14 protein-coding genes and 1 pseudogene are annotated in these 20562 nt (G+C 57.0%); 9 read left to right on the forward strand and 6 right to left on the reverse strand.

What is annotated here, in order from left to right; all coding sequences use genetic code 11:
- Window position 1 precedes the first annotated feature (1 nt).
- A pseudogene (locus RBH10_RS00505) lies at window positions 2-3149 on the forward strand (efflux RND transporter permease subunit).
- 21 nt (window positions 3150-3170) lie between these two features.
- On the opposite strand, the gene RBH10_RS00510 reads toward RBH10_RS00505, so the two are convergent.
- Entirely contained in the window at window positions 3171-3713 is a 543-nt protein-coding gene (locus RBH10_RS00510; RefSeq protein ID WP_281039211.1) for an NUDIX hydrolase, read from the reverse strand.
- Window positions 3714-3826: 113 nt separating this feature from the next.
- On the opposite strand from RBH10_RS00510, the gene RBH10_RS00515 reads away from it, so the two are divergent.
- The 3 genes from RBH10_RS00515 to RBH10_RS00525 all read left to right on the forward strand — a co-directional run bounded on the left by RBH10_RS00515 (window position 3827) and on the right by RBH10_RS00525 (window position 6365).
- Window positions 3827-4471: a DUF47 domain-containing protein gene (locus tag RBH10_RS00515; RefSeq protein WP_281039212.1), complete on the forward strand. Its 645-nt coding sequence runs from the start codon at window positions 3827-3829 to the stop codon at window positions 4469-4471.
- Window positions 4471-5475, forward strand: coding sequence for an inorganic phosphate transporter (locus RBH10_RS00520; RefSeq protein ID WP_045020994.1), 1005 nt, complete (start codon window positions 4471-4473; stop codon window positions 5473-5475). Before RBH10_RS00515 ends, RBH10_RS00520 begins: the two co-directional genes overlap by 1 nt.
- Window positions 5476-5573: 98 nt before the next feature.
- Window positions 5574-6365, forward strand: coding sequence for a Ku protein (locus tag RBH10_RS00525; RefSeq protein ID WP_281039213.1), 792 nt, complete (start codon window positions 5574-5576; stop codon window positions 6363-6365).
- A 62-nt stretch (window positions 6366-6427) separates the two neighbouring features.
- Here RBH10_RS00525 and ligD read toward each other — a convergent pair whose 3' ends face one another.
- From ligD to RBH10_RS00545, 4 genes are all read right to left on the reverse strand, one after another.
- Window positions 6428-8920 (reverse strand): DNA ligase D, encoded by a 2493-nt coding sequence (gene ligD, locus RBH10_RS00530; RefSeq protein WP_281039214.1) that lies wholly within the window; start codon window positions 8918-8920, stop codon window positions 6428-6430.
- Between the two features lie 3 nt (window positions 8921-8923).
- A complete protein-coding gene (locus RBH10_RS00535) occupies window positions 8924-9754 on the reverse strand; it encodes a Ku protein (protein ID WP_281039215.1) in 831 nt (276 codons plus the stop codon).
- Window positions 9751-10038 (reverse strand): hypothetical protein, encoded by a 288-nt coding sequence (locus RBH10_RS00540; protein ID WP_281039216.1) that lies wholly within the window; start codon window positions 10036-10038, stop codon window positions 9751-9753. The genes RBH10_RS00535 and RBH10_RS00540 overlap by 4 nt, the downstream gene beginning before the upstream one ends.
- Window positions 10039-10218: 180 nt before the next feature.
- Window positions 10219-12558 carry an EAL domain-containing protein gene (locus RBH10_RS00545; protein ID WP_281039217.1) on the reverse strand — a complete coding sequence of 780 codons (2340 nt, stop codon included), beginning with the start codon at window positions 12556-12558 and terminating at the stop codon, window positions 10219-10221.
- Between the two features lie 403 nt (window positions 12559-12961).
- Here RBH10_RS00545 and rfbC point away from each other — a divergent pair, with 403 nt between their 5' ends.
- The 5 genes from rfbC to RBH10_RS00570 all read left to right on the forward strand — a co-directional run bounded on the left by rfbC (window position 12962) and on the right by RBH10_RS00570 (window position 17311).
- A complete protein-coding gene (gene rfbC / locus RBH10_RS00550) occupies window positions 12962-13531 on the forward strand; it encodes a dTDP-4-dehydrorhamnose 3,5-epimerase (protein WP_281039218.1) in 570 nt (189 codons plus the stop codon).
- A gap of 2 nt (window positions 13532-13533) precedes the next feature.
- Complete coding sequence (gene rfbB / locus RBH10_RS00555) at window positions 13534-14589, forward strand: dTDP-glucose 4,6-dehydratase (protein WP_281039219.1); 1056 nt, start codon at window positions 13534-13536, stop codon at window positions 14587-14589.
- A gap of 5 nt (window positions 14590-14594) precedes the next feature.
- Window positions 14595-15488, forward strand: a complete 894-nt coding sequence (gene rfbD / locus RBH10_RS00560; RefSeq protein WP_281039220.1) for a dTDP-4-dehydrorhamnose reductase — start codon at window positions 14595-14597, stop codon at window positions 15486-15488.
- Window positions 15485-16351, forward strand: a complete 867-nt coding sequence (rfbA, locus tag RBH10_RS00565; protein WP_281039221.1) for a glucose-1-phosphate thymidylyltransferase RfbA — start codon at window positions 15485-15487, stop codon at window positions 16349-16351. Before rfbD ends, rfbA begins: the two co-directional genes overlap by 4 nt.
- Window positions 16352-16477: 126 nt before the next feature.
- Complete coding sequence (locus RBH10_RS00570; RefSeq protein ID WP_281039222.1) at window positions 16478-17311, forward strand: glycosyltransferase family 2 protein; 834 nt, start codon at window positions 16478-16480, stop codon at window positions 17309-17311.
- A 151-nt stretch (window positions 17312-17462) separates the two neighbouring features.
- On the opposite strand, the gene RBH10_RS00575 is transcribed toward RBH10_RS00570, so the two are convergent.
- Window positions 17463-20543, reverse strand: a complete 3081-nt coding sequence (locus RBH10_RS00575; protein WP_281039223.1) for a glycosyltransferase — start codon at window positions 20541-20543, stop codon at window positions 17463-17465.
- Window positions 20544-20562: the final 19 nt, after the last annotated feature.

Consider the following 20562-nt stretch of genomic DNA (forward strand, 5'->3'; position numbering starts at 1 on the left):
AATGTTTCTGACCCGTATATCCGTCACCCACCCCGTTTTCGCTACCATGATGATGGTGGCGCTTCTGGTCATGGGCCTCTTCTCATTGCAGCGGCTGGGGCTGGATCTGTACCCCAATGTCGACGTTCCGGTCGTGGTGGTGGTCACCGCCTATCCCGGCGCCACGCCGGAGACGGTGGAGACGGAGTTGACGCGCCCCGTCGAGGATGCGCTGAACGCCATTGGCGGCCTCGACGAGATCACATCGACCTCCTACGAGGGGCGCTCCGTCGTCGTCGCAAAATTCAGACTCGAAGTTAAGGGCGCAACCGCGGCACAGGACGTGCGCGACAAGATCGCCGCCATCGACGGGAATTTCCCCAAGGATGCCAAGAAACCGGTCATCTCCCGGTTCGATCCCGCCGCCGAGCCGATCCTGTCGGTGGCGATCAGCTCGACATCGCTCGACGTGCCCGCGCTCACTACCCTTGCCGACCAAAGGGTGCTGCGGCAACTGACGACCGTTCCCGGTGTGGGGCAGGCAACGCTCGTCGGCGCCCGCAAGCGGCAGATCGACATCGTGATCGACGATACCCGCATGCGCGCGCTCGGAGTGGGCATCAACGAGGTGGTGACCGCGCTGCGCAACGGCAACAGCAACAGCCCGGCCGGCAGCCTCATCGACACCGTCTCCGAACGCACGATCCAGGTGCAGGGCCGTATCGCCGAGCCGCAGGCGCTGCTGGATATGGTCGTCGCAAGGCGCGGTGGCGCGGCCATCTATCTCCGTGACCTCGCGACGCTTTCGGAGGGAGCCGCCGATCCCGAAAACCGCGCCCTCTATAATGGCCAGACCGCACTGGCGATCGACATCGTCAAGGTTCAGGACGCCAACACGGTTCAGGTCGTGACGGATGTGAGAAAACATCTGGCACTTCTCAACACCGAACTTGCCCCGCAAAACGTGCAATTGCGCATCATTTCGGACACGTCCATACCCATCCGCAGAATCCGTCGATCAGGTGCAGACGACACTGATCGAAGGGGCGGCGCTCGCCGTTGCCATCGTCTTCCTGTTCCTCAATTCCTGGCGCAGCACCGTCATCACCGGGCTGACACTGCCGATCGCGATCATCGGCACGCTCGCGGTCATCGATGTTCTCGGTTTCACGCTCAATACACTCAGCCTGTTGGCGCTGACGCTTTCCATCGGTATTCTCGTGGACGACGCCATCGTCGTGCGCGAAAACATCACCCGCCACCTGCATATGGGCAAATCCCATATCCGCGCCGCACTCGACGGTACGAATGAAATCGGTCTTGCGGTAATCGCGACGACGGCGACGATCGTGGCGGTCTTTCTGCCGGTTGCCTTCATGGACGGCATCGTCGGCCGGTTTTTCTACGAATTCGGCGTTACTGTTTCCGCCGCCGTGCTCATTTCGCTCTTCGTCGCCTTCACGCTCGATCCGATGCTGTCGAGCGTCTGGTACGATCCGGATGCGCAACCCGACGCGAAACGTGGGCCGATCGGACGGCTGATCGCGCGTTTCGACCGCGGCTTCGAATGGCTGGCTGGCCAGTACCGGCATGTGATCGGCTGGACATTGCGCCACCGGTTTGTCACCCTGCTTGTCACATCAGGCATTTTTGTCGGCAGCCTGCTCATGGTGCCGCTGGTCGGCGCGGAATTCGTGCCGAACACGGATGAAGGTCGCTTCCAGATCACCATCTCGGCACCGGTCGGCTCCTCGCTGGATTATACGACGGCAAAGGTCCGGCAGGTCGAAAAGGCGCTCAGGGAATTTCCGGAAGTCGAGACGCTCTATTCCACCGTCAATACCGGCGGCACCGTCGGCAAACATCGCGCCACCGTTCTGGTGGCGCTGGTGCCGCTGGAGATGCGCAGCCGAACCCCGGTTACGCTTGCCGAACCGATCCGTAAGCGCCTGTCGGCCATATCAGGCATAGAGGTCGCAATCCTGCAGACTGGCCTTGGCGGCGGCGAGAGCCCGGTGCAGCTCAGCATCCTCGGCGACGACAGGGCGATCCTCGAAAAGATCGCTACCGGTCTCATGGAAGACATGAAAAAGATCCCCGGCCTCGTGGATGTAACGTCGAGCACCCGGGACGTGACCTCCGTCCTTTCGGTGCGCCTGAAGCGCGAGGCGGCAAGCGATCTCGGCATTGCCAGATCCGATCTCGCCACAGCACTCTCCCCCCTTATCGGAGGCGAGGATGTCTCGAAATGGACGGATGCGGGCGGCAACAGCTACGACATCGTCGTGCGACTGCCCGGCGAACGCCGTTCCGATACAACCTTGCTCGGCGAATTGATGATCGCGACCGGTCGCACGGCATCGAACGGCGCTCCCCTGATGGTCCGTCTCGATCAGGTCGCCGAAATCACCACCGTCGAGGCGCCCGCCGAAATCCGCCGCATCGAAAATCGCCGCGAAGTGCTGGTTTCGGCCAATATCACCGGGCGACCGCTCGGCGAGGTGACGGACGAGTTGAAGACCCTCACCGCCGCCCGCGACCTGCCGGACGGATATCGTATCCGCTTCGGCGGCGACGCCGAAACCATGGAGGAGACCGTTGGCCACATGGTCACTGCGCTCGCCATGGCGGTCATCTTCATCTACATCGTGCTCGCCTCGCAATTCGGCAGTTTCCTGCAGCCGCTCGCCATCATGGCGTCGCTGCCGCTATCGCTCATCGGCGTCCTTATCGGATTGATGGTGGCCGGCAGCACGATCAACATGTTCTCGCTGATCGGCTTCATCATGCTGATGGGCCTCGTCACCAAGAACGGCATATTGCTGGTCGACTTCGCCAATCGAGAACGGAAACGCGGGCTTACGCTGAACGAAGCGCTGGCAAGCGCCGGCATCATCCGTTTCCGCCCGATCATCATGACGACGCTGGCAATGATCTTCGGCATGATCCCGCTCGGCATGGCCGTCGGCGGTGGCGGGGCGCAACGAGCGCCGATGGCGCATGCGGTGATCGGCGGCCTCATCAGCTCCACGTTGCTCACCCTGATCGTCGTGCCGACGATCCTGTCCTACATAGACAGCCTCACCCGGCGTCTTGCCCGCCTGCTGCCGAAAGCACCGGATGAGGCGGGCGAAACCGGACTGCCAGATCGCCCGGCACCCTCTTCTTGAGATCAGCCCTCGACCTTGCAGTCAGGGCTCCTCTCCGGTCAAGCGCTTCTTTTTGCCCTTCGGGCGGAAATCGACCAGTAGCGACTTCAGTTCGATTTCGCGAACGCGCCTTGCCGCCTCGTCGGGGCGAACCCATTCGACCAGGCGTTCGCCGCGCTCCTTGAAACTCGTTTCCGCTCCGGTCACCTCGATCTGGAAAACATCGACGACGCAGGGCGCGACGTCGCCATTGTCGAGCATCTTGAGATAGGTGTAGCGGCCGACCGCATCCTTCCTCACCCGGCCGCGCACGCCGGCCTCCTCCCATGCCTCGATAGCGGCGGCCTGATGCGGATTCTTGCGTTTCATCGGCCAGCCGCGCGGAATGATCCAGCGTCCACTCATGCGCGAGGTGACGACGAGGACTTCGATCTCTTCGCCGCGGCCGGCATAACGGAAGCACAGGGCGGCATATTGCTGCCGGAAAGCGCCGGTGAACAGCTTTTCGGGAACCGCAGCGAGCTGCTGGAGCAATGTCAGGGAGCGGGCCGGACGGGCTTTCCGGCTTTTCTTCGTGGATTTCATATCCGTTGATAGTGCTTATTTTGCGGGTTGCATCAATGCCCCGCGTGCATTTATGACAGTTTTATGACAATCACCCCCCACAACTAATAAAGCGCCATTGAGGGCCAATTCGCATGATGAGCATTTTTCGCAAGCTGATGCCGCGCGAGGACCGTTTCTTCGACCTGTTTAGCAAACATTCGGAAACCGTCGTCAAAGCCGCCGCAGCTCTGGACCAACTTCTAAGCGGCATCGACGTCGAGAAAAATTGCGACCTTATCGTCGCTCTCGAACATCAGGCGGACGATATTACCCGCGAAGTACTGCTCGCGGTGCGGCGCAGCTTCATTACTCCCTTCGATCGTGGCGATATCAAGGACCTCATCCAGTCCATGGATGACGCCATCGACATGATGCACAAGACCGTCAAGACCATCCGTCTTTTCGAACAAACGCAGTTCGACCCGCTGATGCGCGAAATGGGCCATGAGATCGTCCGTGCAGCAAACCTCGTCGCCGAAGCCCTCCCGCTTCTGGAAAAGGTCGGCACCAACGCGCAGCGCCTGTCTGTCATTGCCGAAGAGGTCACCCGCGTAGAAGGCCACTCCGACGAACTTCACGATCAAGGCCTCAAGGACCTGTTCCGGCGCCACGGCGCCGCCGGCGATGCCATGGCCTACATGATCGGCAGCGAGATCTACGGCGAACTCGAAAAGGTCGTCGACCGCTTCGAGGACGTGGCGAACGAGATCAGCGGCATTGTTATCGAGAACGTCTGATGGATGTCGCGCTTGCACTGCCGCTGCTTGTCGGCCTTATCGCCATCGCGCTGTTCTTCGATTTTCTGAACGGTCTGCACGACGCCGCAAATTCCATCGCCACCATTGTCTCCACCCGCGTGCTGCGCCCGCAATATGCGGTGGCATGGGCGGCCTTCTTCAATTTCATCGCCTTTCTGTTCTTCGGCCTGCATGTGGCCGAAACGCTCGGCACCGGCATCATCGATCCGGCCATCGTTTCGCCGCAGGTCATCTTCGCGGCACTGATGGGCGCCATCGTCTGGAACATCGTCACCTGGATCTTCGGCATCCCCTCCAGCTCGTCGCATGCGCTGATCGGCGGTCTCGTCGGTGCTGGGTTTGCGAAAGTCGGTTTCAATTCGATCGTCTGGTCGGGACTTCTGAAAACCGTGGGCGCGATCTTCATGTCACCGGCAATCGGCTTTTTCCTCGCGCTGCTCTTGGTGCTGGCCGTCTCCTGGCTGTTCGTGCGCCAGACACCTTTTGCGGTGGACCGCACCTTCCGCATCATGCAGTTTATTTCCGCCTCGCTCTATTCACTTGGCCATGGCGGCAATGACGCGCAGAAGACCATGGGTATCATCGCCGTGCTGCTCTTCAGTCAGGGACATCTGGGGGAAAGCTTTTACGTGCCGTTCTGGGTGGTCATCTCGTGCCAGTCGGCCATGGCGCTCGGCACGCTGTTCGGCGGCTGGCGGATCGTGCATACCATGGGGTCGAAAATCACCCGGCTTAACCCGATGCAGGGGTTCTGCGCCGAAACCGGTGGAGCGCTGACTTTGTTCGGCGCGACATGGCTCGGCATTCCGGTATCGACAACCCATACCATCACGGGCGCCATCATCGGCGTCGGTGCTGCCCGCCGTGTCTCGGCGGTGCGTTGGGGCCTTGCCGGCAACATCGTTATTGCCTGGGTCGTGACCATGCCGGCCGCCGCCCTCATATCCGCGGCCGTCTATGGTCTGACGTCGCTGTTCGGCTGACAACGCCGACCACGCCCGATTTGCCTGTGCTCCCGGAACAAAAGCCTGTCCATGGCTGTTTGATCCGGGAGACATTGGCGACGAGGCGGATCGCGATCATGGCACGGCAGGTTTTCTGGAAAGGTTATCTGAAGCTGTCGCTGGTGACGGCTGCCGTTTCGCTGACGCCCGCCACCACTGAAAGCAACAAATACCGGTTCCACATTCTCAATCGCAAGACCGGCAATCGCGTCGAAAGCCGTTATGTCGACAGCGTCACCCATAGGCCGGTGGCCGCGAAAAATCAGGTGAAGGGTTTTCCCCGCGCTGAGGACGATTATGTGCTGCTGGAGGATGACGAGATCGATGCGGTCGCGCTGGAAAGCACCCGCACCATCGATATCAAGACCTTCGTTCCCACCGGTTCCATCGACTGGATCTGGTACGACCGTCCGCACTTCCTGCGCCCGGAAGACAAGATCGGCACCGAGGCTTTCAGCGTCATTCGCGAGGCCATGCGGGCGAACGGTGTTTTCGGCATCGCGCGGCTCGTTCTCTACCGCCATGAAAGAGCGGTGCTGCTGGAACCATCAGGCAAGGGCATCATCCTGTGGACGCTGCATTACGGCGAGGAGGTGCGCGAGAGCATCGACGCGCTGGACCCGAAGATGAAGATCGACAAGCCGCTTCTGGAAGCCATGGAAAAACACATCGGCAAACAGATGACAACGTGGAAACCGGCTTTGGTGCAGAATCCGATCCAGAAAAAGATCAGCGCCCTGCTGAAAACCAAGAGCAAGGCCGTGCCTTCCCCGGAAAAGAAAACCGGCACGAAAGCCCGCACCGGCGGCAACGTCATCAACATCATGGATGCCCTGAAGAAAAGCCTTGCCGCCGACAAACGACGCTAGAGTATTCGCAGGAAAAGCGGACCCCGGTTTTCCGTCCGGAAATGCGACAACGCTCTAACGCTTCAGCGACCTTTTTTCGACAGCGGCCGGGCCGCAGCGAAAAACCCCTCCCACGGCTCTTTCTTCAGAGCCGAAAGGCGTGCGCCGATATTGTTGACGGTGAAATGCGCGGGGCCGATCTCTTCCGACAGCTCGTCCCATTCGAGCGGTGCGGAAATGGCGGCTCCCTGCCGGGCGCGGGTCGAATAGGGTGCGACCGCCGTATTGCCCCTGCCGTTGCGCAGATAATCGATGAAGATGCGGCTGGTCCGCTTCGATTTCGTCGCCACCGCCAGATATTTGTCCGGCTCGGCCTTGGCCATGTCGTCCGCCATCGCTTTTGCAAAAGCCTTCACGGCTGGCCAGCCGGCATCAGGCTTCAAGGGCGCGACCACATGGAAGCCCTTGCCGCCGGAGGTTTTCACGAAAGCCGCAAGCCCGGCATCCTCGAAGCGCCGTTTCAGTTCCAACGCCGCACCGATGACATCCGACCACTCGACCCCGTCGTCGGGATCGATATCCATGGTAATCATATCGGGTTTTTCCCAATTGTCGGTCGTCGCACCCCATGGGTGAATTTCAAGGGCTGCGGATTGCACCAGCGCCATCATGCCGTCGAAATCGGCAATGCGGATCAGCGGATCACCGCCCCTGTCCTTCGGATCGACTATCTGCTCCACCGCTTTGTTGATGCCGCGCCAGGCGTGTTTCTGGAAGAAACGCGGGCCTTCTATGCCTTCCGGGCAGCGCAGCAGCGCCAGTGGCCGGTTGACGACAAAGGGAGCCATAAAGGACCAGACCTGCGCATAATAGTCGGCCAACCCCTCTTTCGTTACGCCATCCTTCGGCCAGTAGAGACGGTCCGGATGGGTGAACTTGATCTTGCTCTGCGCTGCCTTGGTTTCGGACACAGTTTTTTCCTCGCGTTCGATTTCAACCGCCGGCTTGTCTTCGCGCAGGCCCTGAAAGGAAGCATGGCGCAAAATACCATCCGCCGACCAGGCACGGAACTCCACTTCGGCCACCAGTTCCGGCTTGACGAAATTGAGGTCACGGCGGGCAAGTGCCGTGAGTTTTTCGCCGAAGGGACTTTCCCTGCTTTCCAGCGGCTTCAGGCGGCCGAGCAGCATTTCGGCAACGTCTGCAGTAAAGCCGGTGCCGACGCGGCCGACATGACGCAACCTGCCATCCTCATAAACGCCCAGCGCCAGCGAGCCGATGGCATGTTCCGAGGTGGAGGACAGCGTGTAACCGCCTATGACGAATTCCTGCCGCATCGAACATTTGGACTTTACCCAGTCCCCCTTGCGGCCGGAGGCATATTTGCTGTCCTTGACCTTGGAAATGACGCCCTCCAGGCTGAGGCGGCAGACGTGATCCAGCACAAGCGCGCCGTTTTCCTCGAAATGCTGGCTGTAGCGGAGAAGTGGCTCTCCGGCGGGCAGCAGCTTTTCAAGCAGCGCCTTGCGGTCGGCCAGCGCCGCGCCGCGCAGGTCTGCGCCATCGAGATACAGAAGGTCGAAGGCGTAAAAAACGAAACGGTCGCTGCGCCCTTCGCTCAAGTCCTGCTGCAAGGCGGAAAAATCCGAAGCGCCGCTCTCCCGTTCGACCACGATTTCGCCGTCGATCAGCAGCGTTTCAGCCGGCAGGGCTTTCAGCGCTCCTGCTACGGCGTCGCCGAACTTCTCAGTCCAGTCCAGCCCGCTGCGGGTCAGAAACTGAAGTTTGCCGTGATCGAGACGCGCCTGCAGCCGGTAGCCATCGAATTTGATTTCATGCAGCCAGCGCGAACCTTCAGGCGGCTTCGGTTTCAGCGTCGCGAGCGCCGGCGCTACGAAGGACGGCAACGCCTGTTTGCGCGCCCCTTTCGGCAAGGCATGCGCCTGTTTTTTGCCGGAGGACGAGGCGGCCGTCTTTTTCGATATAGACTTCGAATTCCAGGTGTCTTTCGGATTTGCCGCGACGTCCTCGACGCTGCGGCCAGTGGCTACGGATTCCGGTCGTTCCTCCAGAATATCGGCACCGCCATCGTGCCTCGCCTCCCCGTCATCACCCTTGATCAACAACCAGTTCTCGTGGCTTTCGCCGGGTTTTCCGTGCATGCGCACCAGATGCCAGCGCCCCCTCAGCTTTTCGCCATCCAGCTCGAATTCGAGATGGCCCTTACGATAACCCTTCTTCGCATCGCCAATCGGACGCCAGCTGCCACGATCCCACAGGATGACGGTGCCGCCGCCATATTGGCCTTTGGGGATCACGCCTTCGAAATCGCCGTAACTCAAGGGATGGTCCTCGACATGCACGGCAAGGCGCTTGTCTTCCGGATCAAGGCTTGGGCCGCGCGTCACCGCCCAGCTTTTCAGCACGCCGTCCATCTCCAACCGGAAATCGTAATGCAACCGGCGGGCATCGTGTTTCTGCACCACGAAGCTCGAGCCATGCGCATCGGTCTTGTCGCCTTTCGGCTCCGGCGTTTTATCGAAACTGCGCTTGGCGTTATAGGTCTGCAAGCCCATGGTTCAGCTCGCTTCGCGGGAAGATTTGCGTCCTGCACCGGTGGTGGATTTCCCGCTGCCCCCGGCACCGGCACTGCGACGCAGCGCCTCCTTGAGATCGATGATGTTGTCTTGGCCGCGCGGCGGCTGTCTGCTGATTTCCCGGCCTTCGATCTTGGCTTTCACCAGCTCCGCCAGCGCATCATTGTAACGGTCGGTATATTCCGCCGGATCGAATGTGCCTGCGCGTTTCCCGATGATGTGGCCGGCGAGTTCCAGCATCTCATCATCGAACTGAATATCGGGAATGGACTTGAAGACAGTGGTTTGCGAGCGCACCTCATAACCGAAATTCAGCGTCGTCGCGATAAGCGCCTTGCCGCTCGGCCGGATCAGCACCACGCGGTTGCGGCGGAAAAGCACCGCTTCGCCAAGTGCGACGACCTTCTCGTCCTCCATCGCCTTCGCCAACAGCGTCAGGGTTTCCTCGCCGCCCTCCTGCGTTGGCGCCAGATAATAGGGCTTGTCGAAATAGAGCTTGTCGATCTCCTCGCGGCTCAAAAAATGCCTGATGCGAATGACCTTGTCGTTTTCCGGCATCAGCGTCGCGATCTCGTCTCCCTCGATGACGATATGATCGCCATTGTCGAGTTCGTATCCCTTGACCTGATCGTCGCGCTCGACAGCCTCACCGGTATCGCCATCGACATATTGCCGCTCGACCCGATGCCCGGTCTTGCGGTTGACGATGTTAAAGGAGATTTTCTCGGATGCGGTGAGCGCGGAATAGAGACCGATTTCACAGCTGAAATCGGCAAATGTCAGATGGCCTTTCCAGCTTGCTCTCCGGTTCATGATCGCCGTCCATGATCGCCGCTACGGGATGAATGCTCACTGCTGCGGTCGGCGGCGAGAATGCGTTCGATGGCGGGCACATCCGCCTCCGCCAGCACCGGCACTGGGTCGGATGCCATCGCCTCCAGCACCTCCGGCGAAAGCCCACCGTTGCGGATCACCCACTCCATCGCCTCGCGGGTTTGCCTCTCGGCCTTCAGCTGCGCATAAAGCGCCAGTATCAGCCGGTCACGGACATCGAAGGGTTTTACATCTCTGTCTGAACGTTCTGCCTGCCGTTTCATGTCAAATCCTCAACCCGCGGGGCCAGCACACGGGCTGTCCTGGACGGCCGAATACGCCATCCTTGCCCTTGACGAGGACAGCGCAGACGCGCCACGCGTAACTCTAACGATTTGGGTTCGCTCTCGTTCCATCGACTATGGGAATGAAGGGCGACGGCATCATACCGCCGCACTCTTCTTTCAAACGGAATATTTCTTCCGTTTGGTGGCGTTTTTGGCCTCGGCGGGCACCACACCCGGTTTGCCGAAAAGATACCCCTGCGCCTGCGCGCAGCCCTCATCGACAACCATGCGGTATTGCGCGTCCGTTTCGATACCCTCCGCCGTCACCGGCAGATCAAGGCTGCGGCCAAGGCCGATCACCGCGCGCACGATGGCGCGGGCATTGTCGTCCTCGCTCATGGCGGCAATGAAGCTGCGGTCGATCTTTATCTTGTCGAAGGGGAAGCTCTGCAGGTTGCTGAGCGAGGAGTAACCGGTGCCGAAATCGTCCATGACGATGGCAACACCCAGCGCCTTCAGCTGGTTGAGGATGGTCAACGTCGCCTTGCGGTCTTTCAGCAAAGCGGCTTCGGTGATTTCGAGTTCCAGCCGGTTCGGCGAAAGGCCGGACTGCATCAGCACCGTGCAGACGACATGGCCAAGATTTGCCAGCGAAAACTGCAATGGAGAAACATTGACCGCGATTTTCAGATGCGGCGCCCAGGTGCTTGCCTGACGGCAGGCCTCGCGCAACACCCATTCGCCGAGCGAGATGATGATCCCGCTTTCCTCGGCAATCGGAATGAAGACATCCGGCGGCACGACGCCCCTTGTCGGATGCTGCCAGCGCACCAGCGCCTCGTATCCGACGACCTGACCGCACTCGACGGAAAGCACCGGCTGGTAGTTCAACAGCAATTCGTTGCGATTGATGGCAAGCCGCAAATCCGTCTCGAGCTGGCGGCGTTCACGCGCCTCTTGATCCATCAGCGGATCGTAAAAGGCCAGGATACCGCGCCCGCCCATCTTGGCGCGGTAAAGCGCGAGGTCAGCCGCGTGCATGATGCTTTCGTCGCTTCCACCATCGCGCGGGAAAACGGCAATGCCGATGCTGACGCCGACGGCGGTCGGATCGTTGGCGGCATTCATTTTCAGTCCGAACATGGCAAGGATCGTCTCAGCCAGCAACCGCGCCTCTTCCGATTTGGTATGTCGAGAAGTGAGGATCACGAACTCGTCGCCGCCGAGACGTGCGACAATATCGCCTGCCCTTGCGCATTCATCGAGAATAGCGGCTACTCTCTTCAACACCCGGTCGCCCTCGGCGTGGCCGAATATGTCGTTGACCGCCTTGAACCGGTCGAGATCAAGCGCCAGCAGCGCAAACTCATCCTCCGTGCTGCAATGTTCGATCTGTTGGTGCAGCCGTGTCTGGAACATGGTGCGGTTCGAAAGGCCGGTCAGCACATCGTGGCGCGCCAGATATTCGATCTCCCGTTGCGCTTCCCGGTTTTCTGTCAGGTCGCGAATGGCCAGCACCTCGCACGGGTGGCCGCGATATTCGATGGTGCGCACGGCAAGCTCAAACACCTGCGCCCGGTCGGCACGGTCACGGATAGCCTCCACCGGCGCTTGGCGCGGCAAATAGGTGGGCTGCCCATCGATGGCCTTGAAGAGATCATCGGGATTTTTACCGATCAGAGATGCCTCATCGCTGCCGAGAAGCCCGGCAAAGCGGGTGTTAAGCTCGACGATGCGACCATCGCGCACCACGGCAAGGCCATCCAGCGTCGCATCGACAAGACCCTTGAGGTCGACAAGATAACGGTCCACCAGCGCTGCGGTGGCAGTGGCGGCCAGGATGAGGAACGTCACGCCGGAAACGGCACCGATCATGATTACTCGGGCAAGGCTATCGGGATCTGGACCGGAAACGGACGGATCCGGCGACAGGATCGTGGCCGATACGGCGGTGAAATGCAGCGCGCAAATCGCCAGAATGGAACATCCGGCCGGCATGAGGATGCGCTTCCACGAGCCGGGACGGCAGAACAGGAAAAAGGCCAGAAGGAAGAACACACCGGCGACAACAAAACCGCCGAAAACGGGACCCCAGCGGTAGCTGATCGTGGCGGCCACATCCATTCCCGCCATTCCGACGAAATGCATGACGGCGACGGAAATTGTTACCAGCGTTCCAACGATAACGGGACTGTAGATCTCCTGCGAACGGACCTTGAGTGCCAACCAGAAACCCAGAACCGCCAGAACCGCCGAAAGAGCCGTGAACTGAAAATCAAAGCCGATCGGAACGGCACCCTTATAGGCCAGCATAGCGACGAAATGCGTGGCCCAGACACTGAGCCCGGCCGCAAAGGCGGCCACCAGCACCCAGTAAGGCTTGCGGGTGGCCGGGCTCTCTTCCGCACGTAACAACAGATGGAAAAAAGCAAGCATGCCCAGCAGACAAATAACCGCCGCAAGAAGCACGATCGCATGGTCGTGTTGTACGGCAACGCATTCCAGCACCGTGAACATAATGCACTCTCCCAGCCTTCGAAGAACCGCTCACGACCGCACTATGGAGTTGGTTTATTTATAAATCTCTAATACAACTAGGGATAAAATCTGCAATGTGACTTAAAACGTAATGTTGTGATAATCTTTGAGCCATATTGGGACAAAGAAAGCCGCTGAAGCGGCCGCTGCGGACAGAACAGAGGGCCGGAATGGAAGGCGCCGCGTCCAGCTGATATGACGCACAAAATTCATCGAGCGCTTGCCTCGACAGATGGCATCCTCGAACACCAAGGCATCTATCCGGGCATGCCCCGGCAGGGAGCGGGATACTCTTGTGTGGTCGACCGATAAAGCGTTATTGACTGTCCGTACCGATAAAGTCATACCACCGTGAGCAGGCAGACCAGACAGGATCCGCGAAGTGCAGTTAGAAGCATTCTCGATATCAGGCGTAAAAAAGATAACTCCGGCTCGGTTTGGAGACAGCAGGGGTTACTTCAGCGAAGTTTTCAAACGGGAATGGTTTCGCGAGAACGTCTCGGATGTGGAGTTCGTGCAGGACAATGAATCCTTGTCCGCACAGGCTGGAACTGTTCGAGGACTCCACTTCCAGACGGAACCCTTCGCACAGGGCAAGCTCGTCCGCTGCATCCGCGGACGACTGCTGGACGTCGCGGTTGATATCAGAGTTGGATCGCCCACTTTCGGACAATGGATCGCCGTTGAGCTTTCACCGGAAAACGGCAACCAGCTGTGGGTCCCGGCAGGCTTTGCCCATGGTTTCATGACGCTGGTTGACGACACCGTTATCTCATACAAGGTCACAGCTCCCTACAGCGCGGCCCATGATCGCGGTGTCAAATGGGATGATCCGGCCATCGGCATCAACTGGCCAAAGATGGACAGTTGCGTGCTTTCCGACAAGGATGCCAAGCAGCCGACTCTCTCCGACTTGCCTGAATATTTCACCTACAAAAAAACTGGGAACTGATGATGCGCGTTCTAGTCACCGGTGGCGCCGGATTTATCGGGTCGGCCCTTGTACGCTATCTCGTAAGCGAGGTTGGCGCGGATGTTCTCACCGTCGACAAGCTGACCTACGCTGGAAATCTGGCCTCGCTCAAGCCAATCGAAAACGCGCCAAACCACCGCTTTCTTCAGGCGGATATATGCGACCGGGCCGCAATGAATGACGCTTTCGCGACATTTCAGCCGGACTACGTGATGCATCTGGCAGCCGAGAGCCATGTCGACCGCTCCATTACCGGGGCTGCTGATTTTATTCAGACCAATGTCAACGGCACGTTCACGATGCTGGAAGCCGCGCGGCAATATTGGAACGGTCTTGCCGAAGACGCAAAATCAGACTTCCGCATGCTTCACGTCTCGACCGACGAGGTTTATGGTTCGCTCGGAGAGCATGGCCTGTTCGAAGAAACAACACCCTACGATCCGTCGTCGCCGTATTCCGCTTCGAAAGCCGCAAGCGACCATCTCGCCACGGCCTGGCAGCGTACGTACGGCCTTCCGGTCGTGATTTCCAACTGCTCCAACAATTATGGGCCGTTCCATTTCCCGGAAAAGCTTATTCCATTGATCATTCTCAATGCGCTGGAAGGCAAGCCTCTGCCGGTTTATGGAAACGGCGCGAACATCCGCGACTGGCTTTATGTGGAAGACCATGCCCGTGCCCTGTGGCTCATCGTTCAGAAGGGCCTTGCCGGCGAGAAGTACAATGTCGGCGGCAGAAACGAGCAGAAAAACATCGATGTGGTCAATTGCATCTGCTCCATTCTGGACGAGCTGCGCCCGCAGTCAAAGCCTTATGCCGAGCTGATCAAGTACGTCACGGATCGCCCTGGTCACGATGCCCGCTACGCCATTGACGCAACCAAGCTCGAAACGGAGCTGGGTTGGAAGGCAGAGGAAAATTTCGCGACCGGCATCCGTAAAACGGTGGAATGGTATCTGGACAATGGATGGTGGTGGGAGCCGCTGCGTCAAGGCGTATACGCGGGAGAGCGCCTCGGCGTTCTGACGAAGGACTGAACCGGATGCGGTTGGTAGTCACCGGAAAAAATGGACAGGTCGTCAGTGCTCTTCAGGCGCTGGCGGGTCACGATCTGGAGATCGTGGCTCTGGGCCGTCCGGAACTCGACCTCGCTCAACCGGACACCGTTTCCAAAGCGCTACGTGACGCAAAACCAGACGTTGTGATATCGGCCGCCGCCTATACTGCTGTCGACAAGGCGGAAAGCGAACCGGACATCGCCTTCGCCGTCAATCGGGATGGAGCAAGAGCCGTTGCGCAAGCCGCAAATGACCTCGGCGTTCCGATCATCCATCTTTCCACGGATTATGTGTTCGATGGCACCAAGGCCGGTGCTTATGTCGAGGGCGATCTGACAGGCCCGACGTCCGTCTACGGCCGCTCAAAGCTCGAAGGCGAACAGGCAGTCTCTGAAAGCACCGCCAATTACGCCATTTTGCGAACCGCATGGGTCTACTCGGAATATGGCAGCAACTTCGTAAAAACCATGCTCCGCTTAAGCGAGAGCCGTGACGAAATCAATGTGGTTGCGGATCAGTTCGGATGTCCCACATCGGCAAACGACATCGCCGTGGCAATCGTGGCGATTGCGAGAAAACTTGCGACGGATCCCTCCGCGCGTCTTCGCGGCGTGTTTCATCTGTCCGGAACAGGTGAAACCAACTGGGCGGATTTCGCGAAACAGATATTCGCATTTTCTGCCGAAAGCGGCGTAAAGTCGGTGATCGTCAACGACATCACGACCGCACAATACCCTACCCCGGCCCGACGCCCGGCAAACTCCCGGCTTGATTGCAGCAAGCTGGAAGAGGTTTACGGAATTAGATTGCCGGAATGGCAGGCATCAACGCGCGCGGTCGTGGCCGCCTTGGCGCAGAGCAAAAAGGAAACGCCATGAAGGGTATCATTCTTGCCGGAGGCAGCGGAACCCGTCTGCATCCGATGACATTGGCGGTCTCGAAGCAGATTCTGCCGGTCTACGACAAACCAATGATCTATTATCCGCTGACGACGCTGATGTTGGCGGGTATTCGCGAAATCCTGATTATATCGACACCCCATGACATGCCGCTTTTCCAGAACCTTCTGAAAGACGGTTCGCAATGGGGTCTCTCCATCGAATACGCCGTTCAGCCAAGCCCCGATGGGCTTGCTCAAGCCTACATGATTGGCGCTGACTTCATCGGTGGCTCCCCGTCCTGCCTGATCCTAGGCGACAATATCTATTACGGTCACGGATTGCCGGAGCTTTTGCAAGCCGGTACGGACGTCGATGACGGAGCTACCGTTTTCGCCTATCACGTGAACGATCCTGAGCGTTACGGTGTGGTGGAGTTCGATGGCGAGATGCGGGCGCTGTCTATTGAAGAAAAGCCCGCAAAGCCAAAATCCAACTGGGCCGTTACCGGTCTGTATTTTTATGATGCCGGTGTGGTAGACATCGCGGCCAATCTCAAGCCGTCCGCGCGCGGCGAGTATGAGATAACGGATGTGAACCGCATTTATCTGGAACGCGGCAAGCTGAAAGTATCCATCATGGGGCGCGGTTACGCTTGGCTCGACACTGGAACGCCGGATAGCCTGCTTGAAGCTGGGGAATTTGTGCGCACGCTGGAAAAGCGTCAGGGTTTCAAGATAGCTTGCCCTGAAGAAATCGCTTTCAGCAAAGGTTTTATCACGAAGGCTGATTTTTCAGAAATCGCTGACAACGCAGGCAAGGGTGATTACGGCGTTTATTTGAGAAGACTTGCGGCGTCTTAGCAATTGCTTCGACGACTTGCCAGTGAGTGCGACTAAGACTGGCTTCGTTAGAAGCCTCTTCGTCGGACGGACAGCACGTAATAATGAATACAGGCGTGAGCTCGTTCCCCAACCGTTGGATATGCAATGGCAAAACTACCACTTTCAGCCGTAACGGTCGTCTCCGTCTGCTACAGGAGCGATGCGCTCATTGTTGATATGATCGCTTCGATCCCTGATGAGACGCCCATCGTTCTTGTCGACAACGGGCGAACCAACAGTTTCGTGAATCTTCCTGCAAGAAGAAACATCAACATTGTGCGGCTTGCTGACAATTTGGGATTCGGTCGAGGCTGCAATGCAGGAGCCGAAGTCGCCCAAACACCTTGGATCCTTTTTTTGAACCCGGACGCAAGATTGGAACCGGGGGCTCTCGAGGCACTTCTTGAAGCGGTCGAGCGTCATTCTTCAGCTGCCGCTTTCAATCCACGAATCGCCAATGCGGATGGAAGCCAATATTTCAAGCGACGCTCATGGCTCTTGCCGCGCAGCCGCTACATGAAAAAGGGATGGCCTGACGACGACAGCCCGGTACCGATCTTGAGTGGCGCCGCATTTTTTGTTTCGAAGCAAAATTTCGAAAAAGTTGGTGGCTTTGACCCCAATATTTTCCTCTATCACGAAGATGACGATCTTTCTCTGCGCCTGGCGCAACTAGGGCAACTCATGTTCGTGAGAAATTCCCTCATCATTCATGCTGCAGGACATTCTTCGGGACGATCCCCTGAGATCGCACATCTGAAGGCCTTCCATATGGCCCGATCGAGGATTTATACGGGCATCAAACATAAAAGACCCTTTACCAAAACCTCGACTTTCGTTCAGGTCCTCGCGCTCCTGTTTTCGCCCGCCGTTCTTTTTTCAGCGCGGCGGCGAGCGAAGGCTCTCGGTTTTTTAGAAGGAACGATAAAATGGAAGTAATGGTTCGATCTTAAAAGCGTCAAGCAAGAAGCATGTTTTTAGAGCATCTATCTATGTCGAGTGGATGTTTCGTGCCCCAAATCAACGCTTCCAAACAGCTGTCTAGGTGAAAATCTGGCAAAACACCATCATTGTTGCCCTCAACAATTGACTAGAGAGGTGGCCAATTCTGGATGGAGTGGCCCTTCTGCACGAGTATCGATTGATATTCTCTTGCATATTCTGCAGCCAAATCATCGATATCATACGTTTTGCTTAGTTGCCGGGTTATGCTTTTGAAATCGGCAATAGTAGTTTCATCTAGCATAGATGCCATGGCTCTGATGAGAGAGCTGACGAACCGATCATTGTCGGCAGTATTTTCAATTATGATGCCAGCTTGCTTTCCATCAACTTGCGACATGTTTCTGATCTCACCCACATCTGTTGCGATGCAAGGCACTCCCACTTGAAAAGCCTGTATCAGGGTGAGCGGAAAAGATTCACCTGGAAAGCGTGTTGGAAGTAAAGCAACGTCGCTCATCCGATAGAGACCATGAACCTCTCTGACGAAACCCAAAAAATGAATAGTTGCATCCGAGGCTCCCACCCGCTGCGCAGCGTCAGCACTCGGCCCTTCTCCTGCCATGAGCAATGCCATCGGAACATCCGGATGTTGCTCACGTAATCTCAGATAAGCGTTTACTGCCTCGATCCAACCCTTACCCTCAACCCCTCGCGCTGCCAAAGCAAAAACGACCGCATTATCTGCTATCCCGAGTTCAGCGCGTGTCTTGGTAAACTCAGTATTATCGACAGGCATAGCGTTTCGTATTTTGATAAACTTATCTGATGGAACGTTCAGCCCCTCAAAGGGCCGCAAATTTCGGTCCGCAAGATATGCGAATTTATCAATTTTCTTACACCATTGAGCGATTTTCCCCTTAGGTACCTTCATCGCTTCATATGACCCGTGCAATGTTGAAACATACGCGCGGGAGACATCGAAGTCGGCAAGCAAAAAATCCTCGACAGTCGAAATATGTGAATGCACGACGGAAATCCCGGCTTCGTCAATAAATTTCCTGATCCCGATATCTCTAATCTGATTTGCTGTATAAACAGGTATTGCAGGATTCAGCATACTCCTGACCGTCCTATGATCATCGGCATCATGCATTTGCAACATGGAAACCGTGATTCCTTGTTTATGCAGCGCGTTCGCGAGGTGAATTGGAAAAATCTCTCCGCCACCAAAGGAAAAACCTAAAAACCCAATTAATACGTGCCGGTTACTTCGGGGAATTTCCCTCAAGGCTGTCGTATCTACCAGCTGATTAAATTCAAACCCGTTAATTTGAGAATGCCGGAATACTGCACTGCAGGACTCCAAGAAACGTTCCAGCGTCTTCTCGGGGATATCCCACCGGGACTTTAGCGCACGCATAAACCGAAAATACTCCCGATAATATTCAGGATTAGATTGCGCTTGACTACCCGAAGTATTGTTACCGTGAATTCGGAAATAGCTTATGGCACTTGGTTCATATGCAATCTGCCCTCCACCCGCGATAACCGAATAAAGGTACCAGTCCCCCATTATCTTGAAGCTTCGTGCTTCTTCCCAAGTTTCGTCCGCAATATCAAAGCGACGCCACAAACTACCGCCAACATTAGCGATCACGTTCTTTATGCCGAAGCCGCCGCGGAACCATTCTGCAGCAGGACGGACAGTCCGTGCATCCCAGATACCAGGTTCGCTATCTTCCCTGTAATGATCTAGCCCGGCTACGTAATTGCCTTCGCCGTTGGCGAACTGGATGCGACCAAACGCCAACATAACACTAGGATCTCGAAACGAGCTGATCATTCGCTCAATGAATGTCGGCTCGCAAAAATCATCGCTTTCGCAGATCCACACGAGGTCACCCTTCGCCTGAGAATGGCCCTTTTGCCACTGGCGAAAAACATTACCCGAGTTTTCGGTATTATAGATCGCCCTGATGCGGTCTGGATAACGTTCGACGTAAGAATCGATCACCGACCTGCTGTCGTCGGTGGAACAGTCATCAAGGACCAGAATATCGATAAGCGGATATGTTTGCGCCAAAATACTGTCTAGGCGCTGAGGAAGATAACGGGCGTGGTTGAAATTGGGAACGATGGCCGTCACCGTCACGCCGCTACGCACACCAAGACTTGAACGGCTAGCTGCGATAATTTTATTGGTCGTAATCTTCTGGTAATAATCAAGGCAAAATTTATCGACCTTGCGTGACAACAACATAGGATCACGCTTCTCGGCAGACTTCAAAAATCTTTTGCGTCTACGTGTGCTGAAGGCTTTTACGTCGGACAGTGTATAAAGCAGTCGTGTATAAAGCAGACGCGTCAATAGTTTTCCCAAAGACGCCCTGCTCATCCAATTACTTCGCTGGAGCGCATCCACTTGACCAGAAATATGGTCAACGTCTTTCATCAACACATCAGACCATTTTGCCTCTTCGAATTCCACACGCTTCAACACCGGTTCGGAAGACTGGATATCCTGTGAGAAAATCCCGCTCATACCCATATTGTCAACCGGCTGATCCGATGCGACACCGATCATGTACATCGGCGCTTCGACGCCAGCAATAATTGCGCCGCTTCCGGAATCAGTTTCAAAAAAGGCCGCTGACTGGTTTTCAGATGCTACAATCGAACCGAAACCTATTTTTTGGCCATGCATCGACACATGGGCAAAGTGCTGCGCCAGGAGCCTACTGAATTCGTTCTTAAAAAGCTCCTTGACATGAAAGGGATTAACCTGCCCCGTAGCGACAGTGTAGGCGTATTTTTCCGGCGTCGAGATGATCAATATTCCGTCGGCGCGCAAGACGCGCTTGATCTCGAGCATAAAGCGATCATGGGCCTCGATATGCTCAAGTGTCTCAAAGGATACGACAACGTCCACGGACGCCGACGGCAGCGGAATGTCTTCACACGACCCAGCTTTGAAGGAAATATTTCGAGCTTTATACTTTGCCTGCGCGTGGTGGATAGCTTCGCCTGAAATATCCACGCCAATAGCAGAGCGGGCAGTTTCCGCCAGAAGTGAGGTGCCATAACCTTCGCCACTTGCGATATCCAGAACATCTTTTCCTCGGACAAAATTTTTCGCCAGATGATATCGATGCATATGCTCGAGATGGATATTCCCGCCAATCGTCGGCAGATAACGTTCGCCGGTAAAATCGAGATCGTCGGTCATATTTTTCCTCGGCAAAATA

This window comes from Rhizobium sp. AN73 (assembly GCF_030757975.1).
In the GTDB taxonomy this organism is placed as follows: domain Bacteria; phylum Pseudomonadota; class Alphaproteobacteria; order Rhizobiales; family Rhizobiaceae; genus Agrobacterium; species Agrobacterium arsenijevicii.

Excerpts from the sequence above, each read along its gene's own strand:
- RBH10_RS00510 (WP_281039211.1), bottom strand. The coding sequence starts at position 3,713 with ATGAAATCCACGAAGAAAAGCCGGAAAGCCCGTCCGGCCCGCTCCCTG.
- RBH10_RS00515 (WP_281039212.1), top strand. The coding sequence starts at position 3,827 with ATGATGAGCATTTTTCGCAAGCTGATGCCGCGCGAGGACCGTTTCTTC.
- RBH10_RS00520 (WP_045020994.1), top strand. The coding sequence starts at position 4,471 with ATGGATGTCGCGCTTGCACTGCCGCTGCTTGTCGGCCTTATCGCCATC.
- RBH10_RS00525 (WP_281039213.1), top strand. The coding sequence starts at position 5,574 with ATGGCACGGCAGGTTTTCTGGAAAGGTTATCTGAAGCTGTCGCTGGTG.
- ligD (WP_281039214.1), bottom strand. The coding sequence starts at position 8,920 with ATGGGCTTGCAGACCTATAACGCCAAGCGCAGTTTCGATAAAACGCCG.
- RBH10_RS00535 (WP_281039215.1), bottom strand. The coding sequence starts at position 9,754 with ATGAACCGGAGAGCAAGCTGGAAAGGCCATCTGACATTTGCCGATTTC.
- RBH10_RS00540 (WP_281039216.1), bottom strand. The coding sequence starts at position 10,038 with ATGAAACGGCAGGCAGAACGTTCAGACAGAGATGTAAAACCCTTCGAT.
- RBH10_RS00545 (WP_281039217.1), bottom strand. The coding sequence starts at position 12,558 with ATGTTCACGGTGCTGGAATGCGTTGCCGTACAACACGACCATGCGATC.
- rfbB (WP_281039219.1), top strand. The coding sequence starts at position 13,534 with ATGCGCGTTCTAGTCACCGGTGGCGCCGGATTTATCGGGTCGGCCCTT.
- rfbD (WP_281039220.1), top strand. The coding sequence starts at position 14,595 with ATGCGGTTGGTAGTCACCGGAAAAAATGGACAGGTCGTCAGTGCTCTT.
- rfbA (WP_281039221.1), top strand. The coding sequence starts at position 15,485 with ATGAAGGGTATCATTCTTGCCGGAGGCAGCGGAACCCGTCTGCATCCG.
- RBH10_RS00570 (WP_281039222.1), top strand. The coding sequence starts at position 16,478 with ATGGCAAAACTACCACTTTCAGCCGTAACGGTCGTCTCCGTCTGCTAC.
- RBH10_RS00575 (WP_281039223.1), bottom strand. The coding sequence starts at position 20,543 with ATGACCGACGATCTCGATTTTACCGGCGAACGTTATCTGCCGACGATT.